The following is a 13,911-nucleotide window of genomic DNA, read 5'->3' on the forward strand; positions in this document are numbered from 1 at the left end:
CACACGGCCGCGCCGCCACTCCCCTGGCGCGGGGAGCGGCGGCGCGGTCACACGGTTGCCGGTGGGATCACTCCCACTCGATGGTGCCCGGCGGCTTGGAGGTGACGTCCAGGACGACCCGGTTCACGTCCTTGACCTCGTTGGTGATCCGGGTGGAGATCTTCGCCAGCACCTCGTAGGGCAGGCGGGACCAGTCCGCGGTCATGGCGTCCTCGGAGGAGACCGGGCGCAGCACGATCGGGTGGCCGTAGGTGCGGCCGTCGCCCTGGACGCCGACCGAGCGGACGTCGGCCAGCAGGACGACCGGGCACTGCCAGATCGCGGCGTCCAGGCCGGCCAGGGTGAGCTCCTCGCGGGCGATGGCGTCGGCGTCGCGGAGCAGGTCCAGGCGCTCCCGGGTGACCTCGCCGACGATCCGGATGCCCAGGCCGGGGCCGGGGAACGGCTGGCGCTGGACGATCTCGGCGGGCAGGCCGAGCTCCTGGCCGACCATCCGGACCTCGTCCTTGAACAGCTTGCGCAGCGGCTCGACGAGCTGGAACTCGAGGTCCTCGGGGAGGCCGCCGACGTTGTGGTGGGACTTGATGTTGGCGGTGCCGGTACCGCCGCCGGACTCCACCACGTCCGGGTACAGGGTGCCCTGGACCAGGAACTCCACGGCCGGGCCCTCGTCGGCGATGATGTCGGCCTGGGCCTGCTCGAAGACCCGGATGAACTCGCGGCCGATGATCTTGCGCTTCTGCTCGGGGTCGGAGACGCCCGCCAGCGCGGTCAGGAAGCGCTCCTCGGCGTCGACCACGACCAGCTTGACGCCGGTGGCCGCGACGAAGTCCTTCTCGACCTGCTCGGTCTCGCCCTTGCGCATCAGGCCGTGGTCGACGTACACGCAGGTCAGCCGGTCGCCGATGGCGCGCTGCACCAGGGCGGCGGCGACCGCGGAGTCCACGCCGCCGGACAGGCCGCAGATGGCGCGCTTGTCGCCGACCTGCTCGCGGATCAGCGCGACCTGCTCCTCGACCACGTTGGTGGTGGTCCAGTTCGGGGCGATGCCCGCGCCGCGGTACAGGAAGTGCTCCAGCACCTGCTGGCCGTGCTCGGAGTGCATCACCTCGGGGTGGTACTGCACGCCGTACAGCTTGAGGTCGTCGTTCTCGAAGGCGGCGACCGGCACCACGTCGGTGGAGGCGGTGACGGTGAAGCCCTCGGGCGCGGCCGAGCAGGCGTCGCCGTGCGACATCCACACCGACTGCTGCGCGGGGGTGCCCTCGAACAGCGTGGAGCCGGGGCGGGAGACGGTCAGCGGGGTGCGGCCGTACTCGCGGGCGCCGCTGTTGTCGACGGTGCCGCCGAGCGTCTTGGCCATCAGCTGGAAGCCGTAGCACATGCCGAAGACCGGCACCCCGGCCTCGAAGAGCGCGCGGTCGAGCTGCGGGGCGCCCTCCTCGTAGACCGACGACGGACCGCCGGAGAGGATGATCGCCTTCGGGTTCCTGGCGAGCATCTCGGCGACCGGCATGGTGCTCGGCACGATCTCGCTGTAGACCCGCGCCTCACGCACCCGACGGGCGATGAGCTGGGCGTACTGGGCACCGAAGTCGACGACCAGGACGGTGTCGTTCTCGGGTGCGGACTGGACGGGGGAATCAGCGGACACAGACGGCCTTCCGGCGGCGGTACAAGGGGGTGTCACCACCGAGTCTACCGGGACGCTTTCACCCGACTGCCCGCCCGCCCGCCCGTGACCGGGCGGGCGGGCGAATCGTTGCACCGGGAGACCGCACGAGACGTCGGCGCCCTCCAGGTGCGGGCGGCACCGTGCGGCGGAACCACGCGTGGATCATCTCCGGTCCACCGGGTGCGCGTGGCGGGCACGGGCCCGCCGTGGGACCGCGCCCCGGTGCCGCGGTCGGGTCAGCAGGGGACAGCGAACCCGTCCGCGACCGGGCGGACCCGGGGTGTGGCGGCCGGTACCGGTGCCGACCGCCACACCTCAGTCAGCCGCCCGCCCCGGCGTACGCCCCGGTACGCCCCGCAAGCGCTCCTCACGCACAGTGATCACTCCGGGCGGTCGGGCCCGGCGCCGCCGTGCGCCGTGTCCTGTTCCGTCCACCCCGCCAGTTACGTCGAATCGGTTGCACGGCAAGGCACTCGTCCACGACGATTGCTGGGAGGCGGGGGCTCACCGTACACCCCCGGCCGTGGAGAGCCCGTCCCCCGGACGGCTCCCCTCTCACGCTCCGTGAGGCCCATCCGGCCCCGGCGCGTGTCCGTGACCATCCTTCCGAGACGGCGCTCCTCCCCCGGCGCCGTCGACCCAGCACCGGCGCGGCCCTGACGCCGAGTGCTGCGACAAAGGGCCCCGTTCCCCCGCGGGGCCCTTTGGCCTGTCCGGAGCCGGACCCGGGCCCGGCCTTGGCCTCGGGCCCGGCGTCGGCCTCGGTCTCGGCCTCGGTCTCGGTCTCAGCGGGCGGTGTCCGGGCGCCGGTACGCGGCGTGCGGGTCGGCGTGCGGATCGGACCCGGCGGCGGTGGGTGCGGGGGCCGGCGCGGCGGGGGCCGGCAGCTCGTCGGACACCAGCTCGACCGACCCGTGCGGCACCGCGCCGAACCGGTCGGCACCCGCCTGCGCGGGCAGCACCGGGAGTACCGGCGGCCCGGCGGGCACCGGCGGCACGGCCGGCCCGGCCGCCGGGTGCGGCGGGGCCGGGACGAGCGGCGCGGGGGTGCGGCGCACCGCGTCGAGCACCGCGGGCACCAGCAGCGCGCCGACCGCGCCCCAGGCGAGGGCGGAGACCAGCACCGAGGGCAGCGACCAGCCGAGGGTGTCCCGGCTGTCGAGGACGATCCCGGCGACCTCGTCGCGCTTCCCGCCCAGGGTGCTCCAGATCGAGGTGCCGAGCAGCAGCGCGCCGGTGAGCACCGCGTACAGGCCCGCCAGCACGGCCCGGTCGCGCTGGGCCAGCCGGCCCCGGTGCGCGGACCAGCCGAGCGCCAGCGCGGCGGCCAGCGGCAGGAGCACCGCGAACCACCAGCCGCCGCCGTGGCCGTCCGGGTCGAACAGCGACGTCGTCCGGTGGCCGAGCCCGGAGGAGTCGGCCGTCAGCAGGGTCGCGCCGCCGCCGACGCCGAACAGCAGCAGGCCGTTGTTGGTGACCAGCCCCAGCGAGGCGCTGTCCGGGAACACGTCGTCGGAGACCAGCTGCGCCACCAGGGCGACCGCGGTGAGCAGCGCCAGCAGGCCGCCCAGCACCCGGAAGGCGTGCTGCCAGGCGAGCAGCAGGCTGCCCAGCCAGCCGCGCCGGGCGGCCTCGGCCCGCAGCGCCGCCGCGCCGTCCACGGCCAGCACCAGGACGGCCGCGGCCAGGCCCGCGGAGGCGGTGAGCGGCAGCAGCTCCGGCCCGGTCTCGATCCGCAGCGACGGGGTGGCGGCGGCGTCCGTGCCGTACCCGGCCAGCCAGCCCAGCAGCAGCGCGACGAGCGCGGACAGCACGCCGGTGCGCAGCGCCTGGAGCCCGGCGGCGGGCCCGGTCGGCTCGGCGGCGCCGTCCCGGCGGCGGGCCCGGGCGGAGACCCGCAGGCCGAGCCAGAGCGCCAGCAGCCACCCCAGCGTGACCAGGTACATCACCAGGTGGCTGGAGCTGGACAGGCTGGACGCCGGGCCGTCGGCCCGCGGGCCGGTGGCGCTCATGACCAGCCGCACCGGCGCGCCGAACGCGGTGAGGACCAGGGCCAGCCAGGCCTGGAAGCCCTCGGCCGACCAGGAGCTCTCGAACAGCGGCGAGCCGTCGCCGTCCCCGCTGCCCGCGCCGATCACGGCGGCCAGCACCAGCAGCCCGGTCGGCGCGAGCAGCACCCGGCCGGCGGTGAGCCAGCCGCGGGAGGGCAGCGGCAGGTCCCGGCCGTGGTGCACCCGGCCGGCGCCCCACGGGGAGGGGCCGGCCGGGCCGGTGCCGGTGTCCTCGACGACCTCGCCGATCGCGGGCGCGGCGAGCTGCCCCCCGCAGTTGGCGCAGGTCGCCGCGGCGCCGACCGAGGCCGCGCCGCAGGACAGGCAGATGGGCATGGTGGGTCCCCCCGGGCGGTTCGTACGTCGAGGGCCCGTTTATCCCACCGTGGGTAAAGGGATGTCAATCTCCTTCCGGGGCCCGGGCGGGCACCTTCGGGACGGGCAGCAGCGGCAGGCGCAGCGCGCCGAACGCCCCGGCCGGGACGGCGGGTCGGCGCGGTTCGACCGGCGGGACGGGGCGGTAGGCGGCGCCCGGCTCGGGGCGCGGGTCGGCCTCGCCGCGGTTGGGCCACATCGACATGGCGCGCTCGGCCTGCGCGGTGATGGTCAGCGAGGGGTTGACGCCCAGGTTGGCGGAGACCGCGGAGCCGTCGACCACGCTGATCCCGGGGTGCCCGTACAGCCGGTGGTAGGGGTCGACGACGCCGGTGTCGGCGCTGTCGCCGATCGGGCAGCCGCCGAGGAAGTGCGCGGTCAGCGGGATGTCGAAGATCTCGCCGGCGGTGGAGCCGGGGAAGCCGTTGATGGAGGCGGCCAGCGCCCGGGCGCCCTCCTCGGCGGCCGGGATCCAGCTCGGGTTGGGGGCGCCGTGGCCCTGGCGGGAGGTCAGTCTGCCGTTCTTCAGGGAGACCGTCAGCGAGTTGTCCAGGGACTGCATGACCAGGCCGATGATGGTCTTCTCCGACCAGCGGTGCTGGTTCATCGACTGGGCGAAGATCCACGGGTGCCGGGCGGCGGCGCCCAGGTAGCGCAGCCAGCGCGGCCCGCGCCCGGCGCCGCTGACCTGCTGGACGGAGAGCGCGCCCATCGCGTTGGAGCCCCGCCCGTAGCGGACCGGCTCGATGTGGGTGTTGGCGTCGGGGTGCACCGAGGAGGTGATGGCCACGCCGCGGGTGAAGTCGGGGCGCTCCCCGTAGCGCCGGGTGGAGGTCTGCGCGCCCACCAGGGCCTCGGAGTTGGTGCGGGTGAGGTGGCCGAGCCGGGCGGAGATCCGGGGCAGCAGGCCGCCCTCGCGCATCCGGTGCAGCAGGGTCTGGGTGCCGTAGGTGCCGGCCGCGACCACGACCCGCTCGGCGGTGACGGTGCGCGCCCCGGCCTTCCGGGCCCGCCGGGTGCGGGCGTCGGTGGGCAGCACGTCGACCGCGTAGCCCTCGCCGTGCGGGCGCAGCCGCCGGACGGTGGTCATCGGCAGGATCTCGGCGCCGGCCCGTTCGGCCAGGTACAGGTAGTTCTCGGTGAGGGTGTTCTTGGCGCCGTGCCGGCAGCCGGTCATGCACTCCCCGCACTCGGTGCACGCCCTGCGCCTGGGCCCGGCGCCGCCGAAGTACGGGTCGTCGACCTCGCCGCCGGGGGCGGCCTCGGCCTCGCCGGTGCCGTCCTGCCCGTCGCCGAAGAACACCCCGACGGGCGCCAGGTGGAAGGTGTCGCCGCAGCCCATCGCCTCGGCGGCGGCCTTCAGGTGCACGTCGGAGGGGGTCATCGTCGGGTTGAGCCGGACGCCGAGCATCCGCTGCGCCTGGTCGTAGAACGGGGCGAGCTCGGCCTGCCAGTCGGTGATGTGCCGCCACTGCCGGTCCTCGAAGAACGCCTTCGGCGGGACGTACAGGGTGTTGGCGTAGTTCAGCGAGCCGCCGCCGACGCCCGCCCCGGCCAGGATCAGCACGTTGCGCAGCAGGTGGATGCGCTGGATGCCGTAGCGGCCGAGGGCGGGTGCCCACAGGTAGTCGCGCAGGTTCCAGGAGGTGCTGGGCAGTTCCTCGCGGCGGAACCTGCGCCCGGCCTCCAGGACGGCGACCTTGTAGCCCTTCTCGGTCAGCCGCAGTGCCGCGACCGAACCGCCGAAGCCCGAACCGACCACCACGACGTCGTAGTCGTAGGACACTGCTGCCTCCTCCTCGGATTGCTACTTCAGCCGGAGGGCCTTCATGACCTTCAGGCCGGTGGTGAAGAACTCGGCGAACTTCCGGTCGTCCATGCCCAGCGACGGGCCGATCGGCAGCAGCCGCTGCACGGCGACGGTCTGCGCCTCGGTGTAGCGCAGGATGCCCTCGGCGCCGTGCCGCCGGCCCAGTCCGGAGTCGCCCATGCCGCCCATCGGCGAGGCCACCGAGCCGTACGCGGCGGCGTACGCCTCGTTGACGTTGACGGTGCCGGTGCGCAGCCGGGCGGCGACCCGGCGGCCGCGGCCGGTGTCCCTGGTCCAGACGCTGGAGTTGAGGCCGTAGGGGGTGGCGTTGGCGGCGGCGACGGCCTCGTCCTCGGTGTCGAAGCGGTAGACCGAGACGACCGGGCCGAAGGTCTCCTCGGCGCAGACCGCCATCTCGGGGGTGACGCCGTCCAGGATGGTGGGCTCGTAGAACAGCGGGCCCAGGTCGGGCCGGGCCTGCCCGCCGGCCAGCACCTCCGCGCCGGCCTTGACGGCCTCCTCGACGTGCCGGGTGACGGTCTCCAGCTGGCGGGCGGAGACCAGCGAGCCCATGTCGGCGCCGTAGGCGAGGCCGCCGCCCAGCCGCAGCGCGGCGGTCCTCTCGGCGAACTTCGCCAGGAAGGCGTCGGCGACCGAGCGGTGCACGAAGAGCCGTTCGATGGAGATGCACAGCTGTCCGGCCGAGGAGAAGCAGGCCCGGACGGCGCCGGCGGCGGCCCGGTCCAGGTCGGCGTCGGCGAGCACCAGCATGGCGTTCTTGCCGCCGAGTTCCAGCGAGGCGCCGACCAGCCGCTCGGCGGCCCGCCGGGCGACGTCGCGGCCGGTGCGGGTGGAGCCGGTGAAGGCGACGTAGTCGGCGCGCTCGACCACCTGCGGGCCGACCACGGGGCCGTCGCCGAGCACGATCTGCCAGACCTGCGGGGGCAGTCCGGCCTCGACGAACAGCTCGCGGGCCCACAGGGCGGTCAGCGCGGTCTGGGTGTCCGGCTTGTTGACCACCGCGTTGCCGGCGACCAGGGCGGGCAGCGCGTCGCCGACCGACAGCTCCAGCGGGTAGTTCCACGGCGAGATCTGGCCGACCACGCCCTTGGGGCGGCGGGCCTCCACGGCGCTGGTCAGGCCGGGCACGGCGCCGCCGCGGCGGCGGTCGCGCAGGTAGGAGCGGGCGGCGCGGCCGTAGTGCCGGGCCGCCGAGGCGACGGCCATCACCTCCTCGAAGGCGTGCAGCCGGGCCTTGCCGGTCTCCGCCTGGACGAGGTCCAGCACCTCGTCCTGCCGCTTGAGCAGCAGGTCGTGGAAGCGGAGCAGGACGCCCGCCCGGTGCCGCACCGACAGCGCGGCCCAGGCGGGCTGGGCCCGCCTGGCCTGGTCGAACGCCCGCTCGACGTCCGCCTCCGAGGAGACCGGCAGCGCGGCCAGCGCCTCGCCGGTCAGCGGCGCGAGCGTCTCGGCGGTCTTCCCGCCGGACGCCGTCACGCCCTTGGCCAGCCGCGCCACCAGCGCGGCCGGCACCGCCGATGCGACGCCGCGCGCCGCACCCTTCGCCGCGGGGTTGCGCCGGCCCTGGATCGTGCTCTCCGTCATGCGGGCAGCCTAGGCCCTGGAACCCGTCTTGTGTACCCGCCGGTAACACCAAAAGGCGGCGTGTCGGATTCCGGTCAGATGGTCGGCGTGAAGTTGTTCAGCACGGTGGTGAACTGCCGCAGGCTGTCGCGCCAGTCCTTCTCCGGCCCCGACACGTACACCATGAACGCCGTCCCGTCCGCGCGCCGGAACTCGACCTCCTTGGCGTGCCGGCGGGCGTCCTTCGCGCCGAAGGCGAACTCCCACGCCGCCGCCTCCTGGCCCTTGATCTTGACGGTGTCGAGGGTGGTGCGCTGGTAGTCCTTGAGGCTCTTGGCGAGCGAGCCCTCCATCTCCAGGAAGTGGTCCTTCGGGGCGAGGGCCTGGCCGACCGACACCGCGAACAGCAGGAAGTGCTCCTGGTTGTCGGGCGTGTAGTAGATCTGCCCGCCGTCGTGCTCGCTGCGCTCCCAGGTCCCGTTGGTGGGCAGCAGGAAGCGGAACCCGGCCGGGTCGTCCTTCCAGACGTACCCGGGGGGCGCGGGCGCGCCGCTGGGCAGCGGGCTCTCGCCGGTCAGCGGGTTGTCGCCGGACGGGGTCGGGTCGGGCGCCGCGACCGTCCCCTGCCGGTGCTGGTGGACGTAGTACGCGCCACCGCCGGCCCCGGCCAGCAGCAGCACGCCGACCAGCGTCCACAGCAGCGCCCGCCCGCGCCGCCGGGGCGCCGGGGCGGGGGCCGGCGCCTGGGCCGGAGCGGCGGCCGGGTCCGGGACGGGCGGCTGGGCCGCGGTCCGGCCCGCCTCGGTGCCCGCCCCGGACGCCCCGTCCGCCGGGTCGGGGGCGGCCTGCGCGGTCCGGTCGACGACCGGGACCACCTGGGTGGGCAGCCGCGACGCCCCGGGCTGGTCGGGGACCCGGAGGCTGACGGTGTGCCCGTCGGCGACCTCGCGCAGCATCCGGCCGATCTCGTCGGCGCCGGGCCGCTCGGCCGGGTCCTTGGCCATCAGCGCGGCCAGCACCGGCCCGAGCCCGGCGGCCCGGCGCGGTTCGGGCAGCGGCTCGTCGACCACCGCGGTGAGCGTGCTGAGCGGGTTGTCCCGGCGGAACGGGGACTCGCCCTCCACCGCGTGGTACAGCGTCGCGCCCAGCGCCCACAGGTCGGAGGCCGGGCCGGGGCGCTGGCCCTGGGCGCGCTCCGGGGCCAGGTAGTCGGGCGAGCCGACCAGGTCGCCCGGACGGGTGATGTCCATCGCGCCCTCGAACTTGGCGATGCCGAAGTCGAGCAGCACGGCCCGCCCGGTGCCGTGCTCCAGCAGCACGTTGGCGGGCTTGACGTCGCGGTGCAGCACCCCCAGCTGGTGGCCGCGGTGCAGGGCGGCCAGCACCTGGAGGCCGACGGTGGCGGCCTCCCGGGGCGTCAGGGCGCCGTCCTGGCTGATCACGTCGGACAGCGCGCGGCCGTCCACCAGCTCCATGACGATCCACGGCCGGCCGTCCTGCTCCAGCACGTCGTGGATGGTGATCACGCCCGGGTGCTTGATCCGGGCGGCGGCCCGGGCCTCGCGCTTCATCCGGGACTGGAGGATCTCCAGGTCCTCCTCCGAGAGGTGGCTGACCGTCAGCTCCTTGACGGCCACCTCCCGGTCCAGCATCTCGTCCCTGGCGCGCCAGACGGTCCCCATCCCGCCGCGCCCCAGACGCTCGCCGAGCGCGTAACGCCCGGCCAGCAGACGGCCCGTCGACTGGTCCTGTGCGCCCATGACCGTCCCCCCTTCGATTCCCCCCACCGCCGGTCGGACGGGGTCCTGGCAGACCGTGTGCCGGCTCGCACCGGCGGTTCGAAGGCAAGCCTAGGCTGCCCGGCGCGCCCCGGGAATCGCGGCCCGGGCTCGGAATCGCACGGTGACCGCCCGCTCTCAGCCCGCGACCGCGACGATCACCGCGACCGCCGCGCACAGCAGCACCAGCACGCCGCCCAGCACCAGCGGCCCGAGCAGCTTCGGCGGCACCCGCGGCGGACGCGCCGGGCCCTGACGGTCCGTCGACCGCGCCGGGCGCCGCCCGCGCGGGTGCGGCACCAGCGGACCGGCCTCCGGCCGGGGCACCGGCAGCAGCGGGTCGGGCGGGCCGTCCCGGCCCGGTTCGGGCGCGAACGACAGCAGCTCGCGCAACTCCCGCTGCACGGCGACCGCGTCCGGCCGGGCCGCGGCGTCCGGCCGCAGCAGCCGCTCGACCAGCGGCCGCAGCGGCCCGCAGCCGTCCGCCGGGTGGTGCCGCCCGTCCCGGACGGCCGCCAGCAGCGTCGGCAGGTCGTCCTCCGGGTACGGGCCGTGGCCGGTCAGCAGCCGGTACAGCAGCACGCCCAGCGCCCAGGTGTCGGCGGGGGCGCCCGCGTCGATCGCCCAGCGCTCGGCGAGCGGTCCGAGCATCAGCGCCCGGGTCTCGTACACCCGGCGCGGCACCTCGCCGCCCAGCGCCGCGCACAGCTCCTCCTCGGCGGCGCCCAGCAGCAGACCGCCCAGCATCGCCGCGCCGTCCTCGCAGACCAGCACCGTGCGCAGCGTCAGGTTCCCGTGCGTCAGCCCGGCCTCGTGCACGGACCGCAGCGCGCCCGCCAGGTCCGCGCCGATCTCGGCCACCCGGTACGGCGAGACCGGGCCGTTGCCCGCCAGCCGCTCCAGCGGCACCCCGGGCACCGCCTCCTCGGCGACCCACAGCACCTCGTCCTCGGGGCCCGCCGCGAGCCCCCGCAGCAGCCGCGGGTGCGCCGTCGCCGCCGCCGAGACCTGCGCGACCCGGGCGGTCAGCCGCGGCCCGTACGACGGGGCGGGCGCCCCCACCGGGTGCCCCGGCACCAGCAGTTCGGGCAGCTCCAGCCCGAACAGCCGCACCCGCGCCCCGCTGTGGACGTCCACCGCGAGAACACCGACCTCACCCTCCGGACGGTCCGTCACCCGGTACCGCCCGGCCACCAGTTGCCCCGGGGCCGCTCGCATGTCTGTTCCTCACGCCGTCGTCCCGCCAGCGTACGGCTCCCCTCCGCCCCCGCCACCGCCCGGTGCGCGCTTTCCGCCCCCGCCGGGAGCCGCCCCCGCACCGCCGCACCCCCGGTCAGCCCACCCGGAGCCGCCCCCGCCGCGGCCGCGGCCCGCCCGGAACACCCCGCCCCCGCCGGGCGCGCCGCGCGCCGCGGCGTCGGCCACCGCGCCGGCTACGGCGCGGGCTGGAAGCTCTCGAAGGAGATCCGCCGGGCCAGCGAGCCGTCCGGGGCCGACCAGTCCTCCTCGGGCATGGTCCAGTAGATCGCGTAGCCGTACTTGCCGTTGCCGGTGACGAAGCCGCGGTTGAGCGAGTGCAGCAGGGTGCCGGACTTGCCGGTGTACGTCCACTCCCAGTCGGCGGCGTTGGTCCAGTCCCGGTAGGCGACGGCCTCCACCCTGACCCGGCGGTAGTCGGTCATCTTCGCGTTGCGGTCGGACTCCTGCCAGTCCTTCAGCGCGCTCGCCCCGGCGGGGCTCTGCCAGTCGACGACCAGCCGCAGCCCGCGACCCTCGAAGCGGCGGCTGGTGGCCCGGTAGTCCGGCCCCTGGTCCGCCATCCACTCGGGCAGCGCGATGCTGAACCCGGACGGGTCCTTGTACACCCGGTACCCGGCGGGTATCTGCCCGGCCGACGGCAGCGGCGACGGCTCCGCGGCGGGCGGCGCGGAGCTCGGGTCCGCGGCCTGCGCGGAGGCCGACGGGCTCGCCGCCGCCGACGGGCTCGCGGACGCCGCGGCCCCGTCCGCGGCGGTGGCGGCGACGGCGCCGTCCCTCCCGCCGTCCCCGTCGCCCCGGGGCCAGAACACCACCAGCGCCGCGATCAGCGCGAGCGCGGCGACCACCGCCGCCCCGGCCAGCAGCGCCCGCCGCCGCGAGCCGAACGGCCCGCCCGCGGGCGGCGTCCCGCCCGTCCGGAGCGGTTCCGTCGCCGTCGCCGTCGCCGTCGGCGTCCCCGGCCCGGACCCGGACCCGGCCGGGGACGAGGAGGGAGCCGCGGACGGATCGGGGGCCGGGGGCGCCGGGACGGCCACCGTCTCGGCCTCGGGCAGCGGCTTCCCGGCGGCGATCAGTTCGAGCAGCGGCCGGGCGGTGTCGGCGTCCATCCGCCGGGCCGGGTCCTTCTCCAGCAGCCCCTCGATGACGCCCCGCAGCGGCCCGGCGTTGCGCGGCTCGGGCAGCGGCTCGGTCATCACGGCGGTGAGGGTGGCCAGCGCGTCGCCCCGGTCGTACGGCGGGACGCCCTCGACCATCGCGTACAGCGTGCCGCCCAGCGACCACAGGTCGGAGGGCGGACCGGGCAGCTTGCCGCGGGCCCGCTCGGGGGCGATGTAGGAGGGGGCGCCGACCAGCATGCCGGTGGAGGTGATGGAGGTGTCGCCCTCGACGCTGGCGATGCCGAAGTCGGTGAGCACGGTGCGCCCGTCCTCGCCGATCAGCACGTTGGACGGCTTCACGTCCCGGTGCAGGATGCCCTGGCGGTGCGCGGCGCCCAGCACCCCGAGCAGGTCGAGGGCGATCCTCGCGGCCCGTTCGGGGGCGAGCGGGCCGTCCTCGGCGACCACGTCGGCCAGCGAGCGGCCGGCGACGAGTTCCATCACGATCCACGGCCGGTCGTCCTCCTCGACCACGTCGAAGACGGTGACGGCCGAGGTGTGCCGGATCCGGGCGGTGGCCTTGGCCTCGCGCAGGGTGCGGACGACCAGCCGGTGTTTCTCGATCTCGTCGACGGTGCCGGTCATCCGGAGTTCCTTGACCGCGACGATCCGGCCCAGCATCTCGTCCTCGGCCCGCCAGACGGTGCCCATGCCGCCGCGCCCGAGCACCTCGCCGAGCCGGTAGCGGTCCGCCAGCAGTCGGCCGGTCGGTTCCTGCGGCTGCGTCATCGGTGCGCTCTCCCCATGGTGTCGCGGCCCTCGGCGGGTGCCCCGGCCGTGACCTGACGGCGTGTCGGACCGCCGAGGGCGGCGGTCGCAGGCCGGAGCCCCCATCATCCCCTGTCCGGCCCCGGCCCGGCCACCCGCCCCCGCGCCCGGCCCCCGGCGGCCGTCCCGGCGCGCCCGTGGCGTAAGGACGGCGGAGGGCCCCCGCCGGTTGCGGCGGGGGCCCTCCGGTCTGCTGACGGTCCGTCAGCGGGGTGTCACCGGGCGGGGTTGACCGTGACCTCGACCCGCTGGAACTCCTTGAGCTCGGTGTAGCCGGTGGTGGCCATCGCCCGGCGCAGCGCGCCGAACAGGTTCATGGTGCCGTCGGGGGTGTGCGACGGACCGGTCAGGATCTGCTCGGTGGTGCCGACGGTGCCCAGGTGCACCCGCTTGCCGCGCGGCAGCTCCTCGTGGACGGCCTCCATGCCCCAGTGGTAGCCCTGGCCGGGGGCGTCGGTGGCGCGGGCCAGCGCGGCGCCGATCATCACCGCGTCCGCGCCGCAGGCCACGGCCTTGGGGATGTCGCCGCTGTAGCCGACGCCGCCGTCCGCGATCACGTGCACGTACCGGCCGCCGGACTCGTCCATGTAGTCGCGGCGGGCGGCCGCGACGTCGGCGACGGCGGTGGCCATCGGCACCTGGATGCCCAGCACGCCCCGGGTGGTGTGCGCGGCGCCGCCGCCGAAGCCGACCAGCACGCCGGCCGCGCCGGTCCGCATCAGGTGCAGCGCGGCGGTGTAGGTGGCGCAGCCGCCGACGATCACCGGGACGTCGAGCTCGTAGATGAACTGCTTGAGGTTGAGCGGCTCGGCCGCGCCCGAGACGTGCTCGGCCGACACCGTGGTGCCGCGGATCACGAACACGTCGACCCCGGCGTCCACCACGGCCTTGGAGAACTCGGCGGTGCGCTGCGGCGAGAGCGCCGCGGCGGTCACCACGCCCGAGTCACGGACCTCCTTGATCCGCTCCTTGATCAGCTCGGCCTTGATCGGCTCCGCGTACACCTCCTGCAGGCGCCGGGTCGCCACCGCCTCGTCGGGGATGGCGGCGATCTCCGCCAGCAGCGGGCGCGGGTCCTCGTACCGCGTCCACAGCCCCTCCAGGTTCAGCACGCCCAGGCCGCCCAGCTGCCCGATCGCGATCGCCTGCTCCGGCGACACCACGCTGTCCATCGGCGCGGCCAGGAACGGCAGTTCGAAACGGTAGGCGTCGATCTGCCAAGCGATCGAGACCTCCTTCGGGTCACGCGTACGGCGGCTGGGGACGACGGCGATGTCGTCGAAGGAGTACGCCCGGCGGCCGCGCTTGCCTCGCCCGATCTCGATCTCAGTCACTTCGAGCCCTTCTGCTGCTTTCCATCTCCCGACCGGGTCCCCCCGGCCACGCCCCCAAGTATCCCGCACCCTCCCCACCGGCCCCGCCAGGGGCGCACCCGCTCCCCCGGACGGCGGGG

Annotated in this window: 8 protein-coding genes; all 8 read right to left on the reverse strand. The window is 75.7% G+C overall.

Going from position 1 to position 13,911, the window contains the following annotated elements; all coding sequences use genetic code 11:
* Nucleotides 1-67 precede the first annotated feature (67 nt).
* On the reverse strand, nucleotides 68-1,654 hold the full coding sequence (gene guaA / locus ACIP60_RS22770) for a glutamine-hydrolyzing GMP synthase (protein ID WP_400687219.1): 1,587 nt from the start codon (nucleotides 1,652-1,654) through the stop codon (nucleotides 68-70).
* A gap of 806 nt (nucleotides 1,655-2,460) precedes the next feature.
* Complete coding sequence (locus tag ACIP60_RS22775) at nucleotides 2,461-4,062, reverse strand: hypothetical protein (RefSeq protein WP_400687221.1); 1,602 nt, start codon at nucleotides 4,060-4,062, stop codon at nucleotides 2,461-2,463.
* 64 nt (nucleotides 4,063-4,126) lie between these two features.
* The gene (locus ACIP60_RS22780; RefSeq protein WP_400687223.1) at nucleotides 4,127-5,887 is read right to left on the reverse strand and encodes a GMC oxidoreductase; all 1,761 of its coding nucleotides are present in this window, start codon (nucleotides 5,885-5,887) and stop codon (nucleotides 4,127-4,129) included.
* A gap of 21 nt (nucleotides 5,888-5,908) precedes the next feature.
* Entirely contained in the window at nucleotides 5,909-7,516 is a 1,608-nt protein-coding gene (locus ACIP60_RS22785) for a succinic semialdehyde dehydrogenase (protein WP_400687225.1), read from the reverse strand.
* Between the two features lie 74 nt (nucleotides 7,517-7,590).
* Entirely contained in the window at nucleotides 7,591-9,255 is a 1,665-nt protein-coding gene (locus ACIP60_RS22790) for a serine/threonine-protein kinase (protein ID WP_400687227.1), read from the reverse strand.
* A gap of 156 nt (nucleotides 9,256-9,411) precedes the next feature.
* Nucleotides 9,412-10,491, reverse strand: coding sequence for a protein kinase (locus ACIP60_RS22795; protein WP_400687229.1), 1,080 nt, complete (start codon nucleotides 10,489-10,491; stop codon nucleotides 9,412-9,414).
* A gap of 215 nt (nucleotides 10,492-10,706) precedes the next feature.
* Nucleotides 10,707-12,419 (reverse strand): serine/threonine-protein kinase, encoded by a 1,713-nt coding sequence (locus tag ACIP60_RS22800; protein WP_400687231.1) that lies wholly within the window; start codon nucleotides 12,417-12,419, stop codon nucleotides 10,707-10,709.
* 254 nt (nucleotides 12,420-12,673) lie between these two features.
* Nucleotides 12,674-13,792 carry a GuaB3 family IMP dehydrogenase-related protein gene (locus ACIP60_RS22805; protein ID WP_100837866.1) on the reverse strand — a complete coding sequence of 373 codons (1,119 nt, stop codon included), beginning with the start codon at nucleotides 13,790-13,792 and terminating at the stop codon, nucleotides 12,674-12,676.
* Nucleotides 13,793-13,911: the final 119 nt, after the last annotated feature.

This window comes from Kitasatospora sp. NPDC088783 (assembly GCF_044750705.1).
In the GTDB taxonomy this organism is placed as follows: Bacteria; Actinomycetota; Actinomycetes; order Streptomycetales; family Streptomycetaceae; genus Kitasatospora; species Kitasatospora fiedleri.

Bases quoted from the DNA above. Each gene is read 5' to 3' on its own strand.
- ACIP60_RS22790 (WP_400687227.1), bottom strand. From the start codon at position 9,255: ATGGGCGCACAGGACCAGTCGACGGGCCGTCTGCTGGCCGGGCGTTAC.
- ACIP60_RS22775 (WP_400687221.1), bottom strand. From the start codon at position 4,062: ATGCCCATCTGCCTGTCCTGCGGCGCGGCCTCGGTCGGCGCCGCGGCG.
- ACIP60_RS22800 (WP_400687231.1), bottom strand. From the start codon at position 12,419: ATGACGCAGCCGCAGGAACCGACCGGCCGACTGCTGGCGGACCGCTAC.
- ACIP60_RS22785 (WP_400687225.1), bottom strand. From the start codon at position 7,516: ATGACGGAGAGCACGATCCAGGGCCGGCGCAACCCCGCGGCGAAGGGT.
- ACIP60_RS22795 (WP_400687229.1), bottom strand. From the start codon at position 10,491: ATGCGAGCGGCCCCGGGGCAACTGGTGGCCGGGCGGTACCGGGTGACG.